This is a genomic window from Companilactobacillus halodurans, from assembly GCF_009600985.1.
GTDB lineage: Bacteria > Bacillota > Bacilli > Lactobacillales > Lactobacillaceae > Companilactobacillus > Companilactobacillus halodurans.
Genome location: NZ_VDFP01000027.1, coordinates 1 through 25,602 on the forward strand (window position 1 = coordinate 1; position 25,602 = coordinate 25,602).

Below are 25,602 nucleotides of genomic sequence, written 5' to 3' on the forward strand. Positions count from 1 at the left end.
TAAGCGTATCAATCTTCAAATTTTTTGGCTCCGAGCAAGCTCGTCAGCCAAATAAAAAACAGCTAGACCAATTATGATCTAACTGCTTATGTAAACTGCCATCAACTTAATTTGACGAACAGCCAAAGTTTACGGTCAATTTTTTAGAACTTATTCTTCGTCGTCACTATCTACAGCGGCTGTATAAACTTCCGAAACATCTTCATCATCTTCAAGTTGATCAATCATATGTTCGAATTGTTCTTTCTTTTCTTCTGGAACTGGTGTTGTGTTTTGAGGAATCATTGTTAATTCAGCATCAGCAATTTCATAACCCTTTTCAGTTAATCCATCACGAACAGCTGCGAATTCCTTAGCTTCTGTATAGATTTCATAAGCATCATCTGATGTTTGTAAGTCATCTGCGCCAAGATCCATGATATCCATCAAAACTGTATCTTCGTCTTGTGAATTCTTTGTACGATCTAAGACAATGTAACCCTTACGATCAAACATGTATGCAACTGAACCACTGGAACCCATACTTCCTCCGTTACGAGTAAATGCAACACGTACAGCAGAAGCAGTTCTGTTTTTGTTATCTGTCAAAGTTCTAACTAAAACTGCGACTCCACCTGGAGCATAGCCTTCGTATGTAACTTCATCATAATGTTCTTCACTGCCACCCTCAGCCTTCTTAAGGGCACGTTTAATATTGTCCTTTGGCATATTGGCTGCATGAGCTTTATCTACTATCAAACGAAGGGCAGCATTATCGTTAGGATCGGCACCACCCGATTTAGCTGCCATGAATAACTCACGAGACAACTTTTGGAAGATTTTACCACGTTTTTTATCTTGGGCACCTTTTCTACCTTGGATGTTATGCCATTTTGAATGTCCTGACATTTCTGTTTCCTTCTTTCATGATTATTGTAAACCGCATATTATTCTATCAAAATAACCATATCATTTCAATATTTGCGGCATAAATAACCACATAAAAGGAACAATTATCGTCATTAGTGACGAATCCTTCTGATATCGATTACACCTAGCGTCATCAAGCCAATTATGACACCTAGAATTTTAACAAAAATATTATCATTATTGCCTGTTTGAGGGAATGTACCTACACCTGATTCTTCATAAACTGGCTTATAGTTTTTACTTGAATTCTCATCTTGTTTTGGCACAACTAATTGAGCAGTGGACTGCTTATTACCCGGAATATAGTAAACCTTTCCAGACATGACAATATTAGGCTTATCGGCAACTGCTTGGGAAATAATTGGTTTTGCTGGTTTAGTTGATGGATTGCTTGGTATTACTGGGCTGCTTGGGTCCGTTGGATCTGTTGGATCTGTTGGATCTGTTGGATCTGTTGGGTCTGTTGGGTCTGTTGGATCTGTTGGATCTGTTGGATCTGTTGGGTCTGTTGGACTTGTACTAGAACCTCCTCCAGCATTATCGCTTGCATTAATAATCAATTGAACTGTCTTTTCTTGTCCGTCTGGAGTGGTTAATTTAACATTATAAGTCCCTGCCTTAGTTAAATCTGCTTGACTTAAATCTAAACTAACATCTTGAACATCGCCATTGTCATCTGTAGAACTAGCCTGAAAATCTTCAACTGTTGGTGTTGGATCACCAAGGGTCATTGTGTAATTAGAACCATTCAATGATTTCTTGGAAGCAATAATTTGAAGATTGCCATCTTCAACTGTGAAATTGTAATTTGAATCAGCTGTAACGTTTGCCGTAATTGGGTAATCGCCAACGTCTTCGCCTGGCGTTCTTGTTAAAGTGTAATTTATCGTATCACCTGAAAAAATTCCTGTAACACTTGCGCTAAATTGAGGGTCACTATCTCCAGCATACTTCGTAGCATTGTTAATGGTAATAGTTGCATCAGCTTGATTAATTATGAATGAACCAGTACTACCTTGAGACCAATCATAGAGATTGCCCTGTTCTGTATTTGCAATATGGTTCAATCCTTGAGTAGTTAAAACCACATTATAAGTTCCAGCATTTTTAGCATCTTGATCTAGAGCTATATCTCCTGATTGTAAATTGTAAGTTGAACCATCACTTAAAGTCACATAATAATCATTTAAATCCTCAACAGACTGATTCTGACCATTATAAGTGGAGGAACTTGACCCACTTAAGTTAGCCGTGCCTTCACGCTTATACACCGTTACATTGATGGTTGTCTTTTCATTGCCATAACTATATGTAACCTGATAAACGCCTGGAGTTTGTGTATCAACAGTTCCAGTTACTGTTATTTGATCAAAAGGAACGGATGTCCCGTCTGGCGTATTGGCACTGACAAAACTATCAATTGGCGTCCAAGTACTTCCTGCAGCAACTTTGGTATCAACAACTTTAATTGAAGGATCATTTAAAACAACATCGTAAGTCCCGCTGTAACCTTTGTCTGACGCTGATGGTGCCAGTGACCAGTCAAATGTAAAACTTGTTACACCCGTAGGAATACTAAATATACCGGTTGAACTGTCATATGTAACGCCGTTACTCAAGTTTGAAACGCCTACTAATTTTTCTGTCAATAAATTCCCGATATTGATATTCAAATAATCAGAAATACTATTATGAGCGGAATCAGTAAAGATCGCAGCCAGTTCGTTAGTAGCTAAATTGGGATTATAAGTTGATTGAAAGACACTGACATCTGGAGCAATAATAGTCGATAGACGATTGTATGAAAATGCATTGCTACCAACATTTAATTCTGTAGCTGTGGTAGAAACACCATTAATTTGATTACTCATAAATGCATTTGAGCCAACAGTTGTTATAGTACTTGGGAATACTAGTGTACCTTCTATTTTATTGTAAGCAAAAGCCGATTCGCCGATACTTTTGAGGTTATTTCCAAAAGTCAAATTAGTAATCTGGTCTCCTGCAAAAGCTTGTTCTCCAATTGTGGTCGTACTATCTGGAATAGTCAAACTACCGGAAACTCCTGAATATTCAAAAGCACCGTCACCAATGCTGGCTAAGTTATTAGCTTTTGAAAAATCTAAGTTTGTCAAAGCCCCATCATAAGTGAAAGCATTGTTACCAATTGAAAGTAAGCCAGCACCAAAATTAATTGAATTTAATTTATCATTTGATAAAAAGCTTTGATTTCCAATTGTTTGCAAGCTATCAGGCAATTTTACATCCGTTATAGAAACGTCATAGCCAAAAGCAGTATCACCGATACTAATTAAATTCTCATTATTGCTCAGATCAACGCTGCTTAACTTAGTATCGCTACAAAATGCTTGATTCCCAATTGTTTTAAGAGCTGTATCTTTAGAAAAGTCAACATTAGTTAAATTATCATTATAAATAAAAGCATTATTGCCCAAAGTTGTTAAATTAGCGGGTAAAGTAATATTTGTTAAGGCCTTATTAGCGAAGAAAGCATCCTCGCCAATTGAAGTTACTGAATCTGGCAAACTAACGTTTGAAATTTGGTCGCCAGCAAAAGCTTGACTTCCGATTGTTTGTAAAGTCTTATTATCCGATAAGTCAACTGAAGTAACACTTGAATAGCCAAAAGCTCCGTCGCCGATACTTGTAACGCCGTTATTGATTTTGACCGAAGTTACATTCGAATTTGCATAAAAAGCATTATTACCAATGCTTGTAACGGTATAGTTCGTAGCTGGGGTTGAATTATCATTACTTGTTACGGTAATCGTTGGTGGAATATTGACAGAAGTTCCAGTGTAATTATCATTTATTGCTGTCAAGGTTGCTTCATTAGTTGTATCATCTGTACTCCAAGTAAAATTATTAGCATCAGTATAACTAGCATCTGAAGTGATTGTATTAGCAGTCGTATCGACAGGTTTTAGAGTCGTTGCCGTTGACGCATCTGTGCTTGAAGTTGGCGTTTGATCCGTTGTTGTTGATGTTTGCGTTGTACCGGTATTTGGTATTTGTGCACTAGTCGACGTCGCTGTAGCTGTTGTTGGTGATACTGGTGAAGTGGTTTGATTATTTGTTGTATCTGTCGTTGTATTCGTTAAATCACTCGTAAGACCAGTAATAGAGCTATTTGAGACATCAGCTGTTGAAGTTGCATTGGTAGTTGTATCAGATGCAACTGTTTCTTTATCACTATTATTTGTTGTAGAATTCGTTGATGAATCTGAAGTATTAGCAGTTTTTTCAGTATCAGTTGATACCGAAGCTTGATTGTTATTGTTGTTGTTTTGCGTATCAGGCGTCACAGTGGTAGTACCATCTGTTGCAGCGTGGGCAATTTCTTGATGTGCCATTGTGGTTCCTAATCCCAAAGTTACAGCTGTACCAGCAGCAATTAGCAATTCCTTTTTATTAATTATCATTTTTCTATTTGTCATATTAATAAGCCGTCCTTACTGGGATCAATCCAAAAAGATGTTTATACATCTCAATAAATATAATACAACATTTTCAATATTTTCCAACTATTTACTTAATAAAATATACTGATAGTCTGTTAAATTTCTTATACCAAAAAAAAGACATGGTAATCATTTTTGATTATCATGTCTTTTCATTCAAAATTTATAATTTAATTTATTTTCATGCTTACTTACTAAATACAAAACCAGAATAATAATTAATATACCAGTAATTGCACCGCTACTATCTAAAATGACATCAACTACAGAAGGCGTCCTACCACCAGTCAGTCCTTGATGAAATTCATCAAAAGCTGCCAATCCAGTAGTTGTCATCCATGGAATGAATAATTGTAAGACAAGGTTCTTTTCAAAATAAAGATATAAAGCCAAACACAACAAAATCCCCAAAACAAAATAAGTTCCAAAATGAGCTCCCTTACGAATAAAGAACTCTACGAAATTATAATACCCATCATTTGAAAGAGATTGTTGTTTTCCACCATAACGAAAGCTAATTGTCTTCAAAAAATTTGATAGAGGCTTTCCTTTTAAATATTTTTCCAAAAATGGCACTGAAGTTTGTTCTTCATAAGTCATAGAGGAACTGTAAAATAATATCAATTCAACTAAAACAATTCCACTCCAAAACCATTTCCTATTTTTTTGAAGAAATCTTACCATTAATCATCATCCATATGAACAGTATCGTTTAAATCTTTAGCATCATCAAAATAGCCAGAGTAGTAATGAGAATTGATTGCCCAATAATACATTACAGTTGAGAAAATAATAATTGCTAAGAAGTCTAATGGGTATTTAACTATGTTGGCTCCACCGAATTGTGAACTACCAATCCAGGAAATAAGCGATAGACCGACCAAGTGAACAATTAACCACAAGCTGGCATACAACTTCTGTTTAAATTCTCTAAAGCCACGACGGTAATCGTAAATAAAGTAAATTGGTAAACCAACAATAATAATTCCAATAACTTCTACAGTTGTTGGGAACATTGACCAATAAATAGCCAAACTGATCAAATCGAAGACAATTGGACCTAAGATGTGCATCCCTTTAATTTTTGTTGAACGTCTCAAATTAGGACCCATTTTCCGCAAGCTTCCTGCAACCACTGGACCTGATAATAGTGAAATCAAGGTTGAAGCGGCAACCACTCGAGACAAGAGTGACCAATTTTTAAACATTAAAACTAAAAGGAAACTAACAACACAGTTGACCAATAGAGCAACTCTTGGTGTGTTGTATTTATTATCGGATTTACCCAAGAACATTGGCAAATGCTTATTCTTAGGCATTGATGACAATGATTTACTTGCTGAAGAAGCAAAAGCAATTCCACTACCAATAGGTGAAATAAATGCAGCAAAGTAAATTAAAGTCGATAGCCAATAAATATTCAACAAAATTGCCAAATTGGCAAATGGTGAATTGAAACTAATATGGGACCAACCTGCATTGATAATTGATTTAGGTAAAGCACCAATAAAGACTATTTGTAAAGCAATGTAAATTAAAGCACTAATCAATAACGATAAAATAATTCCACGACGGATATTAACTGAAGGCTTATTGATATCATTTCCCAAGTTAATCACCGTCTGAAAGGCAACATAGGAATAAATAATACCAGCACTACCAATGGCTACGAAAATTGAAGCAGTACCATTGGGCATGAATTCTTGTGCCGAACTTCCTAGATTTCCTAAATCAAAATGGGCTGCAACTAAGGCAACCATTGTTATTAATGGAACAACTATTTTTAAAACCGAAATAAAATTATTGAACTTGGCCATTAAAGTAACTGACCCATAATTTATTAACGTAAATACAATAATCATGACCGCGGCCATCATAATACCTTGTGCCGTTAATTGACCGCCCTTCATGAATCCGTGCATCCATTCAGCCCATTTCCAAGGCCAAGTACTCATATATTGAGTCGCTGCAACAGCTTCAATTGGTAAAATTGCTAAAAGCGATATCCAGTTCGCCCAAGAAAAGATGTGACCCAAAAGCGATCCATGCGTATACATGGTGAAACGGCTCATGGCTCCTTCTTCAGGGAACATCGTTCCGATTTCGACGTAAACCATCGCAATCATTGCTACTAAGAGTGCTCCCACAATCCAGGATATAATTGCTGCCGGACCAGCTATTTGTGCTGCTTGACTCGAACCAAACATCCACCCAGACCCAACAATAGCGCTAAGTCCGAACATAACTGTCGAAAACAAATTTAATTTTTTATCCCTCATAAAACCACCAATCTTTGATTTTTTGTAATAAATAAAAAATAGCCTCTATCTCAGAGACTATTGTATAACTATTACTCTCAAAAAGGCTACTCTACTGTCACGCTTTTTGCAAGATTTCTAGGTTTATCAACGTCATTACCACGTGCAAGGCTTGCGTAGTAAGCGATTAACTGAGCTGGGACCACACTGATGATTGGTGATATCAATTCATCAATTTCAGGGATAATAATTTGATCCGTTGGTTCAGCATATTTTTGACTAGCAATCACTAAAACATGGGCACCACGTGCTTCAACTTCTTGAATATTTCCACGAGTATGACTTGCGCCAACACCATCATTGACATATGCCAAAACTGGAGTGTTCTTCTCAATCAAAGCAATTGTTCCATGCTTCAATTCACCAGCTGCAAAGCCCTCTGCGTGGATATAAGAGATTTCCTTCAACTTCAAGGCTGCTTCAAGTGCTAGAGCATAATCGATTCCACGGCCGATATAGAAGGCATCTTTTTGATCTGTTAAATAGTCAGCTGTTAAATCTTTGATTTTACTCTTTTCATCGACAATCGTTTGAATTCCATTAGCAGCTAATGCTAATTGTTCCTTGACGTTGAAATCTTTTCCACTTTGTAATCCTTTAGCTTCGCCCAATGCTTTAGCCAAAACAGCTTCAACAGCGATTTGGGCCGTATAAGCTTTAGTTGAGGCTACGGCAATTTCAGGTCCAGCTAGCAATTCCATTGTGTAAGTTGCTTCCCTTGAAAGAGTTGAATTAGCAACATTAGTCATTGTTAAGCTTGGTAAATTCATCTTGTTGACCTTAACTAAGACTTGGCGACTGTCAGCTGTCTCACCACTTTGTGATAAGAAAATGAAGAATGGATGCTTGGATAGTTTTGGCATGTGATAACCAAACTCGCTTCCTAATTCAACATCAACTGGAATATCAGCAACTCTTTCAAAAATATTTTTACCAACTAGTCCAGCGTGATAACTTGTCCCAGCGGCAACGATATACAGACGGTCTGCTTTTTTCATTTCATCTAAAAGATCTTGCTCAACATTCAAGCTACCATCATTATTCAAATAATTTTGAGAAATTCTTCTCATAACGCTTGGTTGTTCATCAATTTCTTTTAGCATGTAGTGATCATAAGTTCCTTTGGAAATATCACTGGCATCAATGTTAACGGTATATGAATCTCTCTTAACTGGAGTTCCATCAATTTTACTAATCTTAACAGAATTCTTTTCCAAAATAACCACTTCGCCATCGTGAATCTCCACAAATTCATGTGTTTGGTCAAGCATGGCCATAGCATCAGAACAAATGACATTAAAGCCATCACCCAATCCAATCAACAATGGACTTTTATTCTTAGCCACGAAGATACGATCAGGTTCTTCTTTATCCATCATAGCGAAAGCATATGAACCCTTGATAAGTCCTAAGGCTTTTCTAAATGCGGCTTCGCCATCTAATCCTTCTTTAGCAAAGCGGTCAACAAGTTGTACAGCAACTTCTGTATCAGTCTGACTCTTAAAATCAACATCAGATAAATATTTTTCTTTTAATTCTTCATAATTTGTTAAAACACCATTGTGTACTAAATAAAAACGGTTATCCTCTGAAAAATGAGGGTGAGCATTTTCAATGGTTGGCTTACCGTGTGTTGCCCATCTAGTATGTCCAATACCTGCAAGTCCTTGAACGTCACTTGTAACCGCATTCTCCAACTTGCTAATTTTACCAACTTCTTTAACCAAGAAATCTTTACCATCTTGATTATTTACATAAATACCGGCTGAATCATAACCACGGTATTCAAGTTTTTCTAATCCATTTAACAAAATATCAGTTGTTTTATTATTTCCAATTACTCCGACAATTCCACACATAGTAAATTCAAGCCTTTCTCAATTGGTCTAGTTTATTTATTTTAAATTGGTATAGCTTATTTGAACTGTACCTATCACCTCGTGACAACGACAAGAATACTAATAAAGGCTTTTTTTGTCAAGAAAATTTTAACATTTTTAATAAATGGTATAGTTGGTATACACCGATATTGGAAATTGGTATATAACTTATATATCATTAAGAGATAAAAAAAGGAGAACCGGAATTTATCCGATTCTCACTTTATTTTTTATATTAAGCTAATTCTTTTTTAACAACATCGACAATCTTGTCACAGTACTCATTAACTTTTTCCTCAGTAGCAGCTTCACACATAACACGTAGTAAAGCTTGTGTGCCACTAGGACGTACTAAGACACGACCATCCCCATCCATTTCATCTTCAACAGTTTTAATAATGTCGAGGATTGGTTGGTGTTGTTTCCAGGAATTCTTATCAGCCACTGGCACATTAACTAATTTTTGTGGGTAGACTTTAACAGGCTCACCCAATTCAGCTAATGACTTGCCAGTTTCTTTCATAACATGTAGCAAGTGAATACCAGTCAACATGCCATCTCCAGTATTCATGTACTCATATAAAACAACATGTCCTGATTGTTCTCCACCGATGTTGTAATTGTTTTCGCGAATTTGTTCAACAACGTGACGGTCACCGACGGCTGTTTGAACGGACTTCATTCCGTTAGCTTCGATAGCTTTATACAAGCCAAGATTACTCATAACAGTAGTTACGATTGTATCCTTCTTTAAACGGCCACCATCGTGAAGATATTTACCAAGAATGAACATGATTTTATCGCCATCAACGATATTTCCATCAGCATCAACAGCAATACAACGATCTCCGTCACCATCAAAAGCTAATCCGGCAACAGCATCTGATTCCTTAACACGCTGTGCTAATTGTTCAGGATGCGTTGAGCCAACATTCTTATTAATATTTATTCCATCTGGATGTGAAGCCATGATGTCGAAGTCAACATTCAAGTCAGCAAACAAAGTGCTTGCTAAACGACTAGTTGAGCCATTGGCAGTATCCAAAACAATCTTCATGCCACTTAAGTCATCTGAAAGAGTTTGCTTTAAGAATTGAAGATACTTTTGAGCACCTTCAGGATAATCTGAAACGCTACCTAATCCTTCAGCAGAAGGTCTTGGTAGAGTATCTTCTTTAGCGTCCAATAACTCCTCGATTTCTTCTTCAACTTCATCTGCTAATTTGTAACCATCAGAACCAAAGAATTTAATTCCGTTATCTTCAGCAGGATTATGTGAAGCTGAAATCATAATTCCGGCATCAGCAGATACCGCACGGATTAAATATGCAACAGCTGGAGTAGTAATAACATCAAGGTCTAAAACTTCGATACCAACTGAAAGAAGTCCAGAAATTAAACTTGATTGCAACATTTGGCCAGAAATACGTGTATCTCTAGCAACAAGAACACGAGGACGTGAATCATTGTCTTCTGAATGTTGAGTTAAAACATAGCCACCAAATCTACCTAATTTGAATGCTAATTCTGGACTTAATTCCTTATTTGCAATACCTCTTACTCCGTCTGTTCCAAAATATTTTGTCATGAAAAATTTACCCCCAGCGTATTATTGTTCGCTATTATTGTCATTTGTCGAATTATTATCTGATGAATCAGTCGCATTATTATCATTATTGTTGGTGTTGTCATCATCATCATTATTATTATTATTTGTATTATTAGTACTGTTATTGTTGGTGTTATTGGTGCTAGTACTATTCGACGAATTACTATTGGTTGTTGAACCAGTATTGATCGTCACATCAATAGTATCCGGATCTGTATATGCCACTTTACTTCCCAAAACATCGCTTAGATTAATCGTCTTCTTGGTATTTCCGGTCACATCGCTAACATCAACTGGAACATCAATTGAATCTTCAATTGCATCCATTTGATCCTGTGTACCAAAAATTCTAATGTTTTTCACATCAGATTCAACTGTGAAATTCGTGTTCGATGAATTTCCCTTAGCTTTAAGATTAATACTTACTTGTTTACTTTGAATCGTAATTGGAATTTTTACATGAACCGTTTGAGGATCCAATGTGACATTTACTGTTTTACCATTTTTATCCAATGCTTGCACTAAAACTTCTTGATCAAAGTTCGATTTAATTCCCTTAGGTAAAATCGGCTTGACGACCACTTTGTCTATTTTTTCAATCTCAGATGCAGCACCAGTAACTGTCACAGTATCAGGAGAAACTTCAGTTTTACCTGCTTCGTAACCTGTAGCTAATGAGTTTTTATTGTAATCAACATCAACATCAAACTTTTTTGTTTCTCGTTTTTGAATATTTACTGTGACATATTTTGGCTTAATAATATAAGTCAGTTCACTATTGAGTCCTGACTCTTTAATTTGTACCCGATGTTGTCCAACGGACAAATCTTTTAAATTCAAATAAAGATTAAAATTTTGGGTATTTTTTGTCGCGGTAACTAAAGCAGATGGTCCTTCAATAGTTATCTTAACGTTTTCTGGGTATCCTGTAATGTAGTACTTATCAGCATCAGCTTGTAACTGTAAAGGTACGCTTATCGTAGCCTTTTTCGTTACGGTTGATGTATTGGACTGATTAGAATTTCTAGTCGTCCCAACTCCCGGAGTACTGACAAAATAAAATAACCAAAGGGCACAACAGAGGGCGATAAATGCATAAAAATAATTGCTATTAATTATCTTTTTCATTTTGGTCCCCTCTCTTCTTATGTCCAATCTTGAAGAAATCAAGCAGAGTATGATTATTGCTTTGATCAGGATCTTTTAATTGTGCGTGAAGATACTTCAAATAATCTTCTCGAGACAGATCAAGCATCATATGACCATTTCTTGTAATCATCACGCCACCAGTTTCTTCAGAAACAACTATGGTGATAGCATCCGTAACTTCACTAATACCCACAGCAGCCCGGTGTCTGGTCCCTAACTCTTTAGGAATCGTATTGCTTTCTGATAAAGGCAAGTAAGCAGCAGCAACAGAAATTCGATTATTTCGAACTATTACTGCACCATCATGCAATGGCGTATTCGGAATGAAAATATTGATTAACAAAGCTCCAGTAACTTCGGCATCCAAATCAATTCCAGTTTCAACGTACTCTTCCAAACCAGTATTCATTTCCAAAGTTATCAAAGCACCAATACGACGCTTACTCATGTACTGAATCGCCTGATCGAGACTTTCTATCAGGTGATTTTTAGTTTTACCTTCTTCATTGCTCGTTGAACTGAATAGCGGCATTCGTCCAAGATGTTCCAGCCCACGTCTAATTTCTGGTTGGAAAATTATCACGATAACAATAATTCCCCAATTTATCAACTGGTCCATTAAAAATGAAACAGTATGTAGATTTAGAGCCCAACTGACCAGCTTTATTATAAAAATAATGATAATTCCTTTTAAAAGCTGGACCGCTTTAGTTCCGCGTAGCATTGACAGAACTTTATACAAAAAATACCAGACTACCAAGATATCAACCAAGTTAGCCAGATTCTGCCACGTAAAAATATTACTTGGTATAAGATTCATTTTCTTTACTCCTTAGCAGTTCGAATTAATTATAACAAACAATAAAAATTATAAAAGTTCATTATAAAGGTGTTTAATCGACATCCATATTTATGACTTCTTCACTATAATTGATATTTTGTCTTAATTCATTGGCAGTTGCCTTGCTAACTTTGCCTTGTTCTAACATGTCTTGCACAAAAGCTCGTTGATAACTTAAGGCTTTGATTTCTAATGCCATTCGATCGCTACTGAATTGTGGCGAACGACCACGATATCTTCCTTCTAATAACTCAAGGCGATCCTCATAGTGACGTTGGAAAATATAAATTAAGTTGTCTGTAAACTCTTCATGCTCAGATTCATTCAACTCTTGCAGTTTCTCAAGAGCCTTTTTAGCACCGGCAATTGAAATTTTAATTGAATCTTGATTCATTTGTTTAATATCATCGTACTTCACTGAACGATAAATCCAGCGTCTAATCTGTTGAAAGGTCCTTCTAAAATAATTATAGAAGAATTCAACAGTCGAATTGTATCGACGATGAACAATCTCTTTTTTATACTTAGCAATCTTTCTAGTTGCAACATCGTAAGAATCATCTGAAATATCGTGATTGGTATATAATTCTTCAACTGCATCTAACTCGCAATTAAAGCATATATCCCAAAGTTCAGCATCCTTCTTACCCTTAACACGTCGCTTACTGATTTGACGAGTAATAACTTGTGTATTAGTATTACGAACACCCATATTCCGAATATCATATAAGTATTCGGCAATAACTGACGAATAGACAGCAGGAACGCCATCATCCATTTCGTTACGAAGCTTCTTAATCGTTTTTTCTAAGACCAAGCGATTGGCTTCTTTTTGAGTAAATTCAATTGGCGTTATATCCTCATCATCGTCGTCATCATCATTATCCATATCATCTTTATCAGACATGAAAGTATTGCCACGATAAGCGACCGGTGCACTACTTTTAGTTAACAATGGAATTATAATTGTTGCTCCTAATAAACTAAAAACAATCACAGCACTCGCTACGAATAACAACAACGTTCTGGAAGGAAACGGAGCGCCACCCTTGATAGTCATAGGTATCGACAAAGCGGCAACCATCGTAACGGCGCCACGAACTCCAGAAATCCCTGACATCAAACAGTCGTACAACCTAGTCTTTGACCAAATCGTGACTTTTCCAGCCCCATTGTTGGAAAAAGTCGTATAGATATAGCTCCAAACAAAACGAATCACGACTAACATAATCCAGATAATAAAGGCTAGTATCGTTGCATAAAAAGTATTGATATTGTCGTTGTGAACTAATTCTTCCATCGCAAACGGAATTTCAATTCCCAAAAGAACAAAGACAATCCCATTTAGTACATAAACTACTAAATCCCAAGTTCTAGATGTAACCAATCTAATTTCAGGCGTAAAGGAACTTATATTCCTGCTTGAAGTGATATTCAAAATACCGGCAATAACGACCGCTACAACACCAGAAACATCAAAAATATCTTCAGCAACATAGTAAATAATAAATGGCAAGATGATTTGAATTATCGCATGCAATATCGAATCATCCACACCTTGATTGATCAAATACAATCTAATTCCATTAAAGATCCAAATCATTACAGCACCAACTAAAGCTCCCACAATAGAAATGTGGAAGAAATCAATCGTCGCATTTTGCAATGAAAAAGCGCCAGTTACCGTCGCTGCTACACCATATTTAAAGCAAATCAAACCGGATGCATCGTTAATTAAACTTTCGCCACTGATCAAATGCATCAATTTATCTGGTATATGAGCTTTTTTAGCAATCGACTGAACAGCAATTGGATCTGTCGGAGACAAAACGGCCACTAACGTAAAAGCAGTAGCCCATGGTAAACTTGGTATCAAAAACTTCACGAAAACGCCACCTACCAAGGTTGAAATAATAACTAAAACAATGGCATTTCCTAAAATTGGACCTTTTAATTTCCAAAGTTCTCGCTTGGGAAAATTATTCCCATCATTAAATAGAATTGGAGCAATAAATGCTAATAAAAACCAATCTGTATCGACACTAACTCTTACATGCATAAATAAAGCCGCCAAAACTCCAGCAGCAATCTGAAGTAAACTTGGTGGTATCGACACAAAGTAGTGACTTATGATATTAGCAATAATTAATAGTGATAGAATCAAAATAATTGATTCAACTATTTCCACAGACAACACCTACCGTTCTTTAATTTTTGTCTTCACCAATAATGCGAACTTCTGTGTGCAGTTCAACATCAAATTTCTCTTTAACAGTCTTTTGAATCAAATGAATCAGGTTCATATAGTCTGTTGCTGTCGCGTGCTTGACATTAACGATAAAACCAGCATGCTTCATCGAAACTTGAGCTCCACCGACCATTTTTCCTTGAAGTCCAGCTTTGATAATTAAAGGACCGGTGAAATGTCCCTTTGGACGTTTAAAGACGCTACCACAAGAAGGATATTCTAGCGGTTGCTTGGAACGTCTTAAACCATTTAGACGATCCATCTCTTCCTGGATAGCATCCTTATTACCACGTTTCAAACTAAAAGTAGCACTTATTACGATGCCACCATCGTCTTGAACTGTACTATGACGATAGCCAAAGTCCATATCTTCATGATTCAAAGTTGTTATATGACCATCTGGCAATAAAACTTCTGCCGAATCAAAAACATCCTTGATTTCACCACCGTAAGCTCCGGCGTTCATAAAGACAGCTCCTCCGACACTACCAGGAATTCCAGCTGCAAACTCGATACCAGTCAAACCAGCTTTTTGTGCTGCAATAGTAGTATCAATAATCGTAGCACCTGCTTCAGCGGTAACTTTAGTTTCAGAAACTTCGATTTTATGGAAATTAGGTAAGATTATAACGATGCCACGGATGCCGCCATCCTTAATAATCAAATTACTAGCGTTGCCAATAATTGTTATAGCTACCTTATTTTCACGCGCTGTATCAACAATTTCCACTAACTCCTCACGAGTTTTAGGAAAAGCTAGCACATCAGCATTGCCACCTGTTTTAGTAAAAGTGTACTTGCTTAAGGGTTCATCTAGCTTAAATTCAATATTAGGTAATTTTTCAACTGGAAAATTCAATTTTCATCATCCTTCATATAACTAAGACTTACCTATAATTTTATCACATAGAGCGGTACTTAACGAACTAACTACTATTACAAAAATGCTATAATTATTTCGAGGTGATTATATGAAACTTATTTCTTGGAATGTTAATGGATTGCGTGCCGTCGTTAGAAAAGATTTCGCTGATACTTTTAAAGATTTGAACGCTGATATCTTTAGTATTCAGGAAACTAAATTACAAGAAGGTCAAATCGATTTAGATTTGCCAGGTTATCATCAATATTTCTTCTATGCTAAGAAGAAAGGTTACTCAGGAACAGCTATCTTCACTAAAAAGGAACCCTTGAACTTCACTCAAGGACTAAATGTTGAAGAGTTCGATGATGAAGGACGTACGATTACATTAGAATTCCCTGACTTTTATCTAATCAACAGCTATACTCCAAATTCTCAACCCAAACTAAAGCGTCTTGAATATCGGATGCGTTATGACGATGCTTTACGCAAATATATGTTAGAATTATCAACCAATAAACCAGTCATCCTTTGTGGTGATTTAAATGTTGCCCATGAAGAAATGGATTTGAAAAACCCTAAGACTAACCACAAGAATCCAGGATTTTCAGACCAGGAACGTGAGAAGTTTACTGAACTATTAGATAGTGGTTTCATCGACAGCTTTAGAAAGTTGCATCCCGATGAAATCAAATACTCATGGTGGAGCTATCGTTTCAATGCTCGTAAAAACAACGCTGGTTGGAGAATCGACTATTTCGTCGTTTCTGACAACGGTCAAAAATTAATTCAAAATGCCGATATTTTAAATGACATTTATGGTTCTGACCATTGTCCAATTGAATTAGATTTAAACATTAAAGGAGAGTAATCAATGAACTTCGTTTCTATGGATTTTGAAACTGCCAATGGTCACCGGACAAGCGCATGTTCTTTAGCCTTAGTTCTAGTCCGCGACAGCCAAATTGTCGACAGTTTTTACACACTGATCAATCCACAAGAATATTTCAGTCCAAGAAATATCCAAATTCACCATATTCGTCCCCAAGACGTTTCCGACGCACCGACTTTTGATCAAGTTTGGCCCCATATACAGCCACTCTTCGATAATAGTCACTTAGTTGCTGCTCATAACGCTAGTTTTGATAACAGTGTCTTAAAGAACACGTTAACAAACTACGGAATTATGGCTCCAAAATACTTAACCATCGACACTTTAAGAACCAGCCGAAAATTTTATCCACAATTTCCTAATCATAAACTGAATACTGTTTCCGAGAATTTAAATATTGATTTAAGAAATCACCACAATGCTTTGGCAGATAGTGTCGCTTGTGCAGAAATCCTCTTAAGAACAGAACAGGAATTTGGTACAGAACAAATAAAAAAGATGGTTAAGCTTACCAGCTAAACCATCTTTTTCATTACTAAAGTTTTTTCTTTTTCTGACTCAACTGCAAAACCATATTTTTGATAAATATGAATTGCAATTGAGTTATTTTTATATACTTCTAAAAATATTTCATTCAAGGGCGAATCTAACGCCCAGTTCAATGTATCTTCTAATAAATATGAGGCAATCCCGTTGTTCCAAAATTCTTTATCAACAACAACGCCAAATTCGGCTTTTTTATCATCATAATTTTCCACACGACAATAACCGATAATCTCACTGTCAAAAACAGCTACGATCATCTCATCATAATCCGATTGATAAATTGCATCAAGGGCAACCTTTTCTTCTTCGACTGTGACATCCTTCATCTCATCAAAGGTAATGAAATCAGACTGCTGACTCACTTTTTTTAAAAAGGTCAATAAAGATTTTGCATCAGGGGGAATTACTTCTCTTAATGTCATTTGTTCACTCATACTAACTCTCCAAAACCACGTTCATTGAATTTGTCGCCGTGAAGTTTGAATTCAACCTGACGTTTTGTATCAGATAATCGTTTGATGTTAATGGAAATATGCTCCGTAGGAATTTCATCCTTAATAAACTGGGGCCATTCGACCACTGTAATGCCATCACCATTAAAATATTCATCAAAGCCTAAATCTTCATCAGGACTGCTTTCTAAGCGATATGCATCCATATGATAAAGAGGAATCTTTCCATCCTTATACTCACGAATCAAAGTAAAAGTTGGACTTTTGACATTTCGTTTAATACCTAACCCTCTAGCTAAACCACGAGTTAGAGTTGTTTTGCCAACGCCAAGGTCGCCATTGAGAACTATAACATCCCCGGCCCTTAGAAGTTTGGCAAGTTTTTCACCCAATTTTTCCGTATTCTCATACGAATCAGTCGTTAATTGATATTCGAGCATAAGTTCTCCTTAATTCTAGAGTCCTAAGGCAGCTGTTAAAATTGCTGACTTATAGACATCTTCTTCATTACAACCACGTGATAAGTCAGAAATAGGTTTAGCAAGTCCTTGTAAAATAGGTCCAATAGCTTCAAAGCCACCAAGTCTTTGCGCAATCTTGTAACCAATATTACCTGATTGAAGGTCTGGGAATACGAAAACATTGGCATGTCCAGCAACTTTTGAATCGGGTGCTTTTTGAGCTCCAACGCTTGGGACTACCGCTGCATCAAATTGTAATTCGCCATCAAGAGCCAAATCAGGTGCTAATCCTTTTGCAATCTTTGTTGCTTCTGCAACTTTTGTTACTTCATCACTTTTGGCACTGCCTTTAGTTGAGAAACTAAGCATAGCAACTTTTGGATCAATATCAAATAATTTTGCATTTTTGGCCGTTTGAACAGCAATTTCAGCTAATTCTTGGGCATCGGGATTGATATTGATTGCACAATCAGCAAACATATAACGTTCTTCACCTTTTTGCATAATGAAAGAACCACTGATACGAGAATTGCCAGGTGCTGTTTTAACAATTTGCAAAGCTGGGCGAACTGTATCACCAGTTGAATGGATAGCGCCAGAAACCATTCCGTCAGCTTTATCCATATAAACCAACATTGTTCCAAAATAATTATTATCTAGCAACATTGTTTGAGCTTGTTCTTTAGTATTCTTACCCTTACGACGTTCAACAAATTTTTCCACCATTGCGTCAAAATCAGCATACTTTTTAGGATCGATAACTTCAATGTTAGAAATATCGAAAGATTTTTCACTAGCAATCTTAGATATTTGATCTTCGTTACCAATTAAAATAGGCTTCAAAATATTTTCTTTAACTAGTCGAGTTGCGGCACCGAGAATTCTAGGTTCTTCACCTTCAGGAAAAACAATTGTTAAATTTTTCCCATTAATTTTACTTTTAAGGCTTTCAAATAAATCCATTACTATTCCTCCGTTTCATCGGCATGTTCAGGTAATTGCCAATTGATTTCTTCTTCATTATAGTTTAAAAGTGCTGCGTTTGCTTTAGAAAATGGTTTTGAGCCAAAGAAACCATAACGTGCTGCAAATGGACTTGGATGGGTCGACGAAATAATCGTATTCTTTGTTTCATCGATTAAAGGTATCTTACTCTTAGCAGCGTTGCCCCATAGGATGAAAACAACCTTGCCACGATTGGATAAAGCTTTAATCGCATAGTCAGTCAATTCTTCCCAGCCTTTACCTTTGTGAGAGTTAGCTTGTCCTCTTCTAACAGTTAAAACAGAGTTTAGTAGTAAAACCCCTTGCGTAGCCCAAGATTTCAAATAACCATGATTTACAGGCGTACATCCCAAATCATCTTGCAACTCTTTATAAATATTGCGTAATGAAGGCGGAATCGTAACCCCAGGAGCTACGGCAAAACTGCAGCCAATAGCTTGATTAGGTTCGTGATAGGGATCTTGCCCTAAAATGACCACTTTAGTTTTTGAAAAAGATGTCCAATCAAAAGCCTGATAAATTTTATGCATCTCTGGATAAATAGTTTGCGTGTTGTACTCATTTACAAGAAATTCGCGAAGTTTTTCATAATATGGCTTATCAAATTCGCTATTCAAAACATCTTGCCAATCGTTGTTTATTAAGGTTTTCAAATTTACACCTACCTGTTTTGATATATAATCACATAAACTATGGTAACATTCACATATAGCATAACGCACTCGGAGGGAATTTTATGATCAAATTAATTGCATCCGATATGGATGGCACTTTACTGAATGACAAAATGGCAATTTCGGACCGTAACATTGAAGCAATCAAAAAAGCCCAAAAAGCTGGCATTGAATTTTTAATTGCTACAGGACGTGGCCTTGATGAAGCTAAGCCATTCTTGAGAGACCAAGTACACCCAGGTTACATTACCTTAAATGGTGCTGAGGTTTTCAATGAAAAAGAGGAACTTATTTCTAGCAATCCTATTTCTGAAAAATCAAAAAATGAAGTCGTTAAATACTTCCATAAACACAATCTATACTTTGAAGTAATCACTAATAAAGGAATTTTTTCTGACGATGAAGAATTGCGTGTATCAAGTTTAGCTGAATTGTTAGTTAAATTGAATCCTACAACAACTTATGAACAAGCAATGGAAGATACTTTGGAACGTGTTAAATTGACGCCAATGAAATTTGTTGACAGTTATGATGACATCTTCAATGATAAAACTTATAAAATCATGAAACTAATTGCCTTCAGTAAAGACGAAGGCAAAGTTTTAAAACCACTTAAACAAGAAATTGATGAAAATATCAAAGATGTCGTTGTAACCTCATCTTCACCTAATAACGTTGAAATAAATAGCGTGGACGCTCAAAAGGGAATCGCCCTCTTACAATATGCCAAAAGTATGAACATCTCACCAGAAGAAACCATGGCTATTGGTGACAACTTAAATGATGCTTCAATGATAAAAAGTGCTGGAGTTGGTGTCGCCATGGCAAATGCTATTCCTGAAATTAAAGAAATAGCTCAATATTCAACTGATAACAACGTCAATGATGGTGTTGCACAAGTCATTGAAAAAGTTATTGAAAAGGCTAATCAACAGGCCAATTGATGAATCTTTATATTCGAAAAGCTGATTTGGCAGTCGGTAATATTCTTGTTATAACTAACCAAAGTAAAGAAACAATGTTTATTGCGGGACGTGATAAGAATAATCCCTTTTTAATCAAATTATATAATCGCTTAAATACGTTAATTGGTGAAATCAAATTAAAAAATAATTTTTTGAAAATTTATTCAATCGAAATTAATGGCGAAGAAAAAGCTACAATTAATGCTTTACCAATGATTGATTTAAAATTTGTATATTTAAGTAAGGCTAATTGGAGTGTCAAAGGCAATTTAGTTGAATCAAATTACCATGTAACACAAAGTGGCAAGGAAATTATTCAAGTTCAGCCTACAATTCTCTATCAAGGACATCTTGGCCTAGAAATGTCATTCGACAATCTCGACGATGGCCCAATGGGAACCTTATTAGCAATTTTTCTTGATAAATACATTAAATTACCAACAATAGCTCCTAAGGCGGATTTAAATAATTTTGTGAAATCCAAAACACCTTATTTGAATAATTTTAAAAACAAATAAAAGCGGACTAAATATGACCGTTTCAAAACTGGTTAAGACTGTTGATGAATAATCAATGGTCTTTTTTTAGCGCATTTTGAAATTGCATTTTAGTTCGCTTTATTTTGTTAAATCATATTGCATGTGATCATACAAATGACTTCCGATATATAATTGTCCTACTTTTTTGAAGCCCGTTTTATCGTAAACATGTTTGGCAGCCTCATTGGTGACATCAACATTAAGACTTAGAATCTTTTCTCCCCGTTTTTTTACAACATCAATAAATTCTTCCATTGTCTTAGTACCAATACCTTTACCTTGGTATTCTGGAGCAATCGCAAATGAATCTAAATACCATTCGCCTGGCCAAGCCTCTTTATCATTAAATAAGTTATTTTCTTTAATACCATGTTTATGCATGATTTTAATCAATGGTGCATCGATATTATCTTCTAATTCCTCAGGATATCCGACCATAATAGCAACCACTTTACCATCAATTTCATTGACAAGAATATTTTCAAGACCATAACGATAACCAGGTTGGAAGAAACCTTCTTTAATAACTTCAGCCATCTTTTTATCGCCAACTTCTTTAAAAACATCTAATTCCATTTCGTCAAAGATTTGGAAGAGAATTGGCAAAATCTGATCTGCATCCTCTTTTCTCGCATATCTTAACATTTCTTCACCTCAGTTATATATGATACATGTTTTACTTATAATCTCAAATTTAGTCGGGAAAATACAAAAAGCAATGATTAACTTTAGACAATCATTGCTTTTGCATATATAAAATAAACACTGTTTTCCCCTTTTTTATTTTGTAGCCGTCGTTCATCTGACTACTTCTATATAATAACTGAATAATTTCTCTTTTAATATGTACACTTTTCTGAAAATGTTCAAAATTTGAACACTTTTTCTATTTTGTAAAGAAAATCATTTTCAATAGGTTTGCAATTGCTCAATCACCAACCTAGTCTCCAATTCTAAATTAGATTCAAACCACATAGTTAGAACATGGATGAATCCACCGACAATAAAGTGATTCGGCAAGGTTATCTCATTCTTATATTCTGATAATTGCTCATTAAAAATTTTGATTAAATAATTCTTGCGATTAAGATCTCTCGTTAAATAATAAAGGTTTAGGCAAAAAGTTTTATTTTCTGAAATAAACGAAATGAATTCACTTATTAAATCTTCAAATGACTGACTATTCTGTAATACTTCTTGCAAAATTATTTGATTAAAAACTTCTTTATAAACGTCGTCAATGCAATCAAAGTAATAATAAATGGTTCCTCGACTAACTCCTGAACTTTTCGATAAACTTGTTAGCGTAAATCGTTTAATCCGTTTCGCTGATAACTCTTGATAAACGGTTTGAATTAAATGCTTACTAGCAAGTCTCATGGCGAACTCCTCCTTTTATTTTGTTTGGTAATAATAACAAAGACAACAAATTTTTAATACCAAATCTGAACGATTTTTCAATTTAATTTTTTATATAAATTGACTTTCTAATAAATAAAACACTAAATGTTATTAATATTTAGCTATGCATATGACTGCTAAAATCAATATCACTGGTTTTATAATTATCGTCCAAAGAGATAAAATGGAGGGATTTTATGAATCGTAAAAGAATCGCATTATTGACGGGTTTAACGGTGCTAACTACGGCGATGATAAATACAGCTAATCCATTAAAAAGAAGCTTTACAGACGAGATTGATGCTTCTTCAAGTCAAGAAGAAGTTAAACCAAAAAAGAAATACCCAAATGCTTCAAAGGAACTTGATTTAACATCTACTGAACAATATTCCAGCAAGAGTCTATTTATGAACATTACTCTGAATGACTTTTATATTAAAGATTTAGGAATAGACAGCAATCGAAACTACCATTTGTTGCTAGCGCCTATAAAGACTAGTAATCAATATTTCTTAGTTACCCTCTATTCCGATAAAAAGATCAAAAAACATACTAAAATAACCATTCAAGGGTTCTTAAATGGCAAAAGTAAAGTTAATTCTGAAGATATCGATGCTGGAATCAATCCAAAGTTTCTCGATAAAACAGTTGTTACCATGATGGCTGATCGAATACTATCTTGATTTTAAGATACAAAAAAACCGAATGTCTATTCAACATTCGGTAATTACTTGATTACATATAATACCGGTGATCGGGGTCGAACCGATACTCCTTATACAGGAACAGGATTTTGAATCCTGCGCGTCTGCCAATTCCGCCACACCGGCATATCTCTATGCCTGATTATTTGAGCATAACCAAAGGCGGTAACCGGATTTGAACCGGTGATGAAGGTTTTGCAGACCTCTGCCTTACCACTTGGCTATACCGCCATATTCAATTATTACAGCAATTGGGTTAGCTGGATTCGAACCAGCGCATGATGGAGTCAAAGTCCATTGCCTTACCGCTTGGCTATAACCCAATAAAGGGCGGTATGTGGGAATCGAACCCACGTGTGTCGGTACCACAAACCGATGTGTTAACCACTTCACCAATACCGCCATGATAAAAGGTAGAAACAGGGATAGTAGGAATTGAACCCACACCGACGGTTTTGGAGACCGTAGTTCTACCTTTAAACTATATCCCTAAATATGGAGGGGAGTGGATTCGAACCACCGAACCCGAAGGAGCGGATTTACAGTCCGCCGCGTTTAGCCAGACTTCGCTACCCCTCCAAAATGGCGCGGGACGGAATCGAACCGCCGACACATGCAGCTTCAATGCATTGCTCTACCGACTGAGCTACCGAGCCATTTAACGGTCCCTGCGGGAATCGAACCCGCGATCTCCTGCGTGACAGGCAGGCGTCCTAACCAACTAGACCAAGGAACCAAATATTTAATTATTTAAAACCAATTGCGGGAGAAGGATTTGAACCTCCGACCTTCGGGTTATGAGCCCGACGAGCTACCAGACTGCTCCATCCCGCGATAATAAAAAATGAATCTCATATTTGAAGGAGGATGTGGGATTCGAACCCACGCGCCGCTTTCGCGACCTGACGGTTTTCAAGACCGTTCCCTTAAGCCGGACTTGGGTAATCCTCCATAGCTTAAAAAGTTAAAGCTTATACAATTGTGTAACTATTGATGAATTAACATCAATGACCCGTACGAGATTTGAACTCATGTTACCGCCGTGAAAGGGCGGTGTCTTAACCACTTGACCAACGGGTCATATTAAACGGAGAAGGAGGGATTTGAACCCTCGCGCCGCGTTAGCGACCTACACCCTTAGCAGGGGCGCCTCTTCAGCCACTTGAGTACTTCTCCAGACATAGTGGGCCTAAATGGACTTGAACCATCGACCTCACGCTTATCAGGCGTGCGCTCTAAACCAGCTGAGCTATAGGCCCATAACAGTGGCAAAGCGGGTGACGAGAATCGAACTCGCGACAACAGCTTGGAAGGCTGTGGTTTTACCACTAAACTACACCCGCATAATACCTGCGACATCTCTTAACAAGCGTAATGCTTATTAACGGTCCCTGCGGGAATCGAACCCGCGATCTCCTGCGTGACAGGCAGGCGTCCTAACCAACTAGACCAAGGAACCAATTAAAAATTACAAAACTAATTGCGGGAGAAGGATTTGAACCTCCGACCTTCGGGTTATGAGCCCGACGAGCTACCAGACTGCTCCATCCCGCGATAATATTATTAATTATTAACCAGAGTCCATACAAAACGATGGACCCTGTAGGACTCGAACCTACGACCGAGCGGTTATGAGCCGCCTGCTCTAACCAACTGAGCTAAAGGTCCGGAAGAATAGCGGCGAAGGGGATCGAACCCCCGACCTCCCGGGTATGAACCGGACGCTCTAGCCAGCTGAGCTACACCGCCAAAAACTATTACATAAAACCGACAAACAATTTTGTCTATCGGGAAGACAGGATTCGAACCTGCGACCCCCTGGTCCCAAACCAGGTGCTCTACCAAGCTGAGCCACTTCCCGAAAAAACTAATGCACCCAGTAGGAGTCGAACCTACAACCTTCTGATTCGTAGTCAGACACTCTATCCAATTGCGCTATGGGTGCATATTCATTATAGTGCCGAGGACCGGAATCGAACCGGTACGGTAATTACTTACCGCAGGATTTTAAGTCCTGTGCGTCTGCCAGTTCCGCCACCCCGGCGTTACTATAATGAAAGCGGAAGACGGGATTCGAACCCGCGACCCCCACCATGGCAAGGTGATGTTCTACCACTGAACTACTTCCGCATTATGCCGACTAGAGGATTCGAACCTCCGACCCCCTGTTTACAAGACAGATGCTCTGCCAGCTGAGCTAAGTCGGCATAAAAACAATACTTTCATATCTTACTAAATATTACTCAATATTGCAACAACAATATTGAATACGGGTGAAAGGACTTGAACCTTCATGTCCAAAGGACACTAGAACCTAAATCTAGCGCGTCTGCCAATTCCGCCACACCCGCATGGTGTGTATATATGTTGCAAATGAGCCGTGACAGGTTCGAACTGTCGACCCTCTGATTAAAAGTCAGATGCTCTACCAACTGAGCTAACGGCTCATGATGAATGGAGGATACAGGGATCGAACCTGTGACCTCCTGCTTGTAAGGCAGATGCTCTCCCAGCTGAGCTAATCCTCCATCATAATGAAACAGCGTGGCAGCTCCCTATCCTCGCGGGTAGTTTCCCACCAACTACTTTCGGCGCGGAGAAGCTTAACTTCTGTGTTCGGCATGGGAACAGGTGTATCCTTCTCACTATCGCCACCACACTATTT

Annotated in this window: 21 protein-coding genes, 26 tRNA genes and 1 rRNA gene; 5 read left to right on the plus strand and 43 right to left on the minus strand. The window is 36.9% G+C overall.

The window, feature by feature from the left end; genetic code table 11:
- Positions 1 to 150: 150 nt before the first annotated feature.
- The 10 genes from FHL06_RS10595 to murB all read right to left on the minus strand — a co-directional run bounded on the left by FHL06_RS10595 (position 151) and on the right by murB (position 15,295).
- Positions 151 to 888, minus strand: a complete 738-nt coding sequence (locus FHL06_RS10595) for a YebC/PmpR family DNA-binding transcriptional regulator (RefSeq protein WP_153386452.1) — start codon at positions 886 to 888, stop codon at positions 151 to 153.
- A 113-nt stretch (positions 889 to 1,001) separates the two neighbouring features.
- Positions 1,002 to 4,367 carry a leucine-rich repeat protein gene (locus tag FHL06_RS10600; RefSeq protein ID WP_153386454.1) on the minus strand — a complete coding sequence of 1,122 codons (3,366 nt, stop codon included), beginning with the start codon at positions 4,365 to 4,367 and terminating at the stop codon, positions 1,002 to 1,004.
- 180 nt (positions 4,368 to 4,547) lie between these two features.
- Positions 4,548 to 5,075 (minus strand): VanZ family protein, encoded by a 528-nt coding sequence (locus FHL06_RS10605; protein WP_153386456.1) that lies wholly within the window; start codon positions 5,073 to 5,075, stop codon positions 4,548 to 4,550.
- Positions 5,075 to 6,670 (minus strand): APC family permease, encoded by a 1,596-nt coding sequence (locus FHL06_RS10610; protein ID WP_153386458.1) that lies wholly within the window; start codon positions 6,668 to 6,670, stop codon positions 5,075 to 5,077. Before FHL06_RS10610 ends, FHL06_RS10605 begins: the two co-directional genes overlap by 1 nt.
- A gap of 86 nt (positions 6,671 to 6,756) precedes the next feature.
- A complete protein-coding gene (glmS, locus tag FHL06_RS10615) occupies positions 6,757 to 8,568 on the minus strand; it encodes a glutamine--fructose-6-phosphate transaminase (isomerizing) (protein WP_153386459.1) in 1,812 nt (603 codons plus the stop codon).
- A 256-nt stretch (positions 8,569 to 8,824) separates the two neighbouring features.
- Positions 8,825 to 10,177, minus strand: coding sequence for a phosphoglucosamine mutase (glmM, locus tag FHL06_RS10620; RefSeq protein ID WP_153386461.1), 1,353 nt, complete (start codon positions 10,175 to 10,177; stop codon positions 8,825 to 8,827).
- A gap of 21 nt (positions 10,178 to 10,198) precedes the next feature.
- A complete protein-coding gene (locus FHL06_RS10625) occupies positions 10,199 to 11,326 on the minus strand; it encodes a CdaR family protein (protein WP_153386463.1) in 1,128 nt (375 codons plus the stop codon).
- Positions 11,310 to 12,167 (minus strand): diadenylate cyclase CdaA, encoded by an 858-nt coding sequence (gene cdaA, locus FHL06_RS10630; protein WP_153386465.1) that lies wholly within the window; start codon positions 12,165 to 12,167, stop codon positions 11,310 to 11,312. The genes FHL06_RS10625 and cdaA overlap by 17 nt, the downstream gene beginning before the upstream one ends.
- Before the next feature lie 73 nt (positions 12,168 to 12,240).
- Entirely contained in the window at positions 12,241 to 14,376 is a 2,136-nt protein-coding gene (locus tag FHL06_RS10635; protein WP_162000284.1) for a cation:proton antiporter domain-containing protein, read from the minus strand.
- Positions 14,377 to 14,395: 19 nt separating this feature from the next.
- Complete coding sequence (gene murB, locus FHL06_RS10640) at positions 14,396 to 15,295, minus strand: UDP-N-acetylmuramate dehydrogenase (protein ID WP_153386469.1); 900 nt, start codon at positions 15,293 to 15,295, stop codon at positions 14,396 to 14,398.
- Between the two features lie 112 nt (positions 15,296 to 15,407).
- Between murB and FHL06_RS10645 the strand changes: the two genes are divergently transcribed.
- Both FHL06_RS10645 and FHL06_RS10650 read left to right on the plus strand, forming a co-directional pair.
- Positions 15,408 to 16,169 (plus strand): exodeoxyribonuclease III, encoded by a 762-nt coding sequence (locus tag FHL06_RS10645; protein WP_153386471.1) that lies wholly within the window; start codon positions 15,408 to 15,410, stop codon positions 16,167 to 16,169.
- A gap of 3 nt (positions 16,170 to 16,172) precedes the next feature.
- Positions 16,173 to 16,709 (plus strand): 3'-5' exonuclease, encoded by a 537-nt coding sequence (locus FHL06_RS10650; protein ID WP_153386473.1) that lies wholly within the window; start codon positions 16,173 to 16,175, stop codon positions 16,707 to 16,709.
- Here the strand turns inward: FHL06_RS10650 and FHL06_RS10655 are convergent.
- Genes FHL06_RS10655 through FHL06_RS10670 form a run of 4 tightly spaced genes read right to left on the minus strand, consistent with a single transcriptional unit; the run spans position 16,706 to position 19,307 of the window.
- A complete protein-coding gene (locus tag FHL06_RS10655; RefSeq protein WP_153386475.1) occupies positions 16,706 to 17,170 on the minus strand; it encodes a GNAT family N-acetyltransferase in 465 nt (154 codons plus the stop codon). The two genes, FHL06_RS10650 and FHL06_RS10655, sit on opposite strands and share 4 nt — an antisense overlap.
- Positions 17,167 to 17,628, minus strand: coding sequence for a tRNA (adenosine(37)-N6)-threonylcarbamoyltransferase complex ATPase subunit type 1 TsaE (gene tsaE, locus FHL06_RS10660; RefSeq protein ID WP_153386477.1), 462 nt, complete (start codon positions 17,626 to 17,628; stop codon positions 17,167 to 17,169). Before tsaE ends, FHL06_RS10655 begins: the two co-directional genes overlap by 4 nt.
- Positions 17,629 to 17,643: 15 nt before the next feature.
- Positions 17,644 to 18,612, minus strand: coding sequence for a phosphate acetyltransferase (gene pta, locus FHL06_RS10665; protein ID WP_153386479.1), 969 nt, complete (start codon positions 18,610 to 18,612; stop codon positions 17,644 to 17,646).
- 2 nt (positions 18,613 to 18,614) lie between these two features.
- A complete protein-coding gene (locus tag FHL06_RS10670) occupies positions 18,615 to 19,307 on the minus strand; it encodes a uracil-DNA glycosylase (RefSeq protein WP_153386481.1) in 693 nt (230 codons plus the stop codon).
- Between the two features lie 83 nt (positions 19,308 to 19,390).
- Between FHL06_RS10670 and FHL06_RS10675 the strand changes: the two genes are divergently transcribed.
- Together FHL06_RS10675 and FHL06_RS10680 are read left to right on the plus strand one after the other, a co-directional pair.
- Entirely contained in the window at positions 19,391 to 20,272 is an 882-nt protein-coding gene (locus tag FHL06_RS10675; RefSeq protein WP_153386483.1) for a Cof-type HAD-IIB family hydrolase, read from the plus strand.
- Complete coding sequence (locus FHL06_RS10680; RefSeq protein ID WP_153386484.1) at positions 20,272 to 20,811, plus strand: LURP-one-related/scramblase family protein; 540 nt, start codon at positions 20,272 to 20,274, stop codon at positions 20,809 to 20,811. The genes FHL06_RS10675 and FHL06_RS10680 overlap by 1 nt, the downstream gene beginning before the upstream one ends.
- A gap of 99 nt (positions 20,812 to 20,910) precedes the next feature.
- Here FHL06_RS10680 and FHL06_RS10685 read toward each other — a convergent pair whose 3' ends face one another.
- Both FHL06_RS10685 and FHL06_RS10690 read right to left on the minus strand, forming a co-directional pair.
- Positions 20,911 to 21,477, minus strand: coding sequence for a GNAT family N-acetyltransferase (locus FHL06_RS10685; protein WP_153386486.1), 567 nt, complete (start codon positions 21,475 to 21,477; stop codon positions 20,911 to 20,913).
- Positions 21,478 to 21,741: 264 nt separating this feature from the next.
- Positions 21,742 to 22,212, minus strand: coding sequence for a TetR/AcrR family transcriptional regulator (locus FHL06_RS10690; protein ID WP_153386488.1), 471 nt, complete (start codon positions 22,210 to 22,212; stop codon positions 21,742 to 21,744).
- A gap of 218 nt (positions 22,213 to 22,430) precedes the next feature.
- Here FHL06_RS10690 and FHL06_RS10695 point away from each other — a divergent pair, with 218 nt between their 5' ends.
- The gene (locus FHL06_RS10695; RefSeq protein ID WP_153386490.1) at positions 22,431 to 22,916 is read left to right on the plus strand and encodes a hypothetical protein; all 486 of its coding nucleotides are present in this window, start codon (positions 22,431 to 22,433) and stop codon (positions 22,914 to 22,916) included.
- Between the two features lie 62 nt (positions 22,917 to 22,978).
- On the opposite strand, the gene FHL06_RS10700 is transcribed toward FHL06_RS10695, so the two are convergent.
- The 27 genes from FHL06_RS10700 to rrf all read right to left on the minus strand — a co-directional run bounded on the left by FHL06_RS10700 (position 22,979) and on the right by rrf (position 25,596).
- Positions 22,979 to 23,063 (minus strand) — tRNA-Leu (locus FHL06_RS10700).
- 34 nt (positions 23,064 to 23,097) lie between these two features.
- Positions 23,098 to 23,168, minus strand: a tRNA-Cys gene (locus FHL06_RS10705).
- A 20-nt stretch (positions 23,169 to 23,188) separates the two neighbouring features.
- A tRNA-Gln gene (locus tag FHL06_RS10710) sits at positions 23,189 to 23,260 on the minus strand.
- Positions 23,261 to 23,266: 6 nt separating this feature from the next.
- Positions 23,267 to 23,339: transfer RNA gene (locus tag FHL06_RS10715), tRNA-His, on the minus strand.
- An 18-nt stretch (positions 23,340 to 23,357) separates the two neighbouring features.
- A tRNA-Trp gene (locus FHL06_RS10720) sits at positions 23,358 to 23,428 on the minus strand.
- A 5-nt stretch (positions 23,429 to 23,433) separates the two neighbouring features.
- Positions 23,434 to 23,516: transfer RNA gene (locus FHL06_RS10725), tRNA-Tyr, on the minus strand.
- Positions 23,517 to 23,520: 4 nt separating this feature from the next.
- A tRNA-Phe gene (locus FHL06_RS10730) sits at positions 23,521 to 23,593 on the minus strand.
- Positions 23,594 to 23,599: 6 nt separating this feature from the next.
- A tRNA-Asp gene (locus tag FHL06_RS10735) sits at positions 23,600 to 23,673 on the minus strand.
- Positions 23,674 to 23,697: 24 nt separating this feature from the next.
- Positions 23,698 to 23,771, minus strand: a tRNA-Met gene (locus tag FHL06_RS10740).
- Positions 23,772 to 23,798: 27 nt separating this feature from the next.
- Positions 23,799 to 23,888, minus strand: a tRNA-Ser gene (locus FHL06_RS10745).
- 57 nt (positions 23,889 to 23,945) lie between these two features.
- Positions 23,946 to 24,017: transfer RNA gene (locus tag FHL06_RS10750), tRNA-Glu, on the minus strand.
- A gap of 8 nt (positions 24,018 to 24,025) precedes the next feature.
- A tRNA-Ser gene (locus FHL06_RS10755) sits at positions 24,026 to 24,113 on the minus strand.
- Between the two features lie 8 nt (positions 24,114 to 24,121).
- A tRNA-Ile gene (locus tag FHL06_RS10760) sits at positions 24,122 to 24,196 on the minus strand.
- Between the two features lie 13 nt (positions 24,197 to 24,209).
- Positions 24,210 to 24,280 (minus strand) — tRNA-Gly (locus tag FHL06_RS10765).
- A gap of 42 nt (positions 24,281 to 24,322) precedes the next feature.
- Positions 24,323 to 24,396, minus strand: a tRNA-Asp gene (locus FHL06_RS10770).
- Between the two features lie 21 nt (positions 24,397 to 24,417).
- Positions 24,418 to 24,491, minus strand: a tRNA-Met gene (locus tag FHL06_RS10775).
- A gap of 40 nt (positions 24,492 to 24,531) precedes the next feature.
- A tRNA-Ile gene (locus FHL06_RS10780) sits at positions 24,532 to 24,605 on the minus strand.
- Positions 24,606 to 24,612: 7 nt separating this feature from the next.
- A tRNA-Met gene (locus tag FHL06_RS10785) sits at positions 24,613 to 24,686 on the minus strand.
- Positions 24,687 to 24,724: 38 nt separating this feature from the next.
- Positions 24,725 to 24,798, minus strand: a tRNA-Pro gene (locus FHL06_RS10790).
- Positions 24,799 to 24,808: 10 nt separating this feature from the next.
- Positions 24,809 to 24,882: transfer RNA gene (locus tag FHL06_RS10795), tRNA-Arg, on the minus strand.
- Positions 24,883 to 24,895: 13 nt separating this feature from the next.
- Positions 24,896 to 24,981: transfer RNA gene (locus tag FHL06_RS10800), tRNA-Leu, on the minus strand.
- 14 nt (positions 24,982 to 24,995) lie between these two features.
- Positions 24,996 to 25,067 (minus strand) — tRNA-Gly (locus tag FHL06_RS10805).
- A 4-nt stretch (positions 25,068 to 25,071) separates the two neighbouring features.
- A tRNA-Thr gene (locus tag FHL06_RS10810) sits at positions 25,072 to 25,144 on the minus strand.
- Between the two features lie 61 nt (positions 25,145 to 25,205).
- Positions 25,206 to 25,288 (minus strand) — tRNA-Leu (locus tag FHL06_RS10815).
- Positions 25,289 to 25,311: 23 nt separating this feature from the next.
- Positions 25,312 to 25,384: transfer RNA gene (locus FHL06_RS10820), tRNA-Lys, on the minus strand.
- Between the two features lie 8 nt (positions 25,385 to 25,392).
- Positions 25,393 to 25,465, minus strand: a tRNA-Val gene (locus tag FHL06_RS10825).
- A gap of 14 nt (positions 25,466 to 25,479) precedes the next feature.
- Positions 25,480 to 25,596 (minus strand): 5S ribosomal RNA (gene rrf / locus FHL06_RS10830).
- Positions 25,597 to 25,602: the final 6 nt, after the last annotated feature.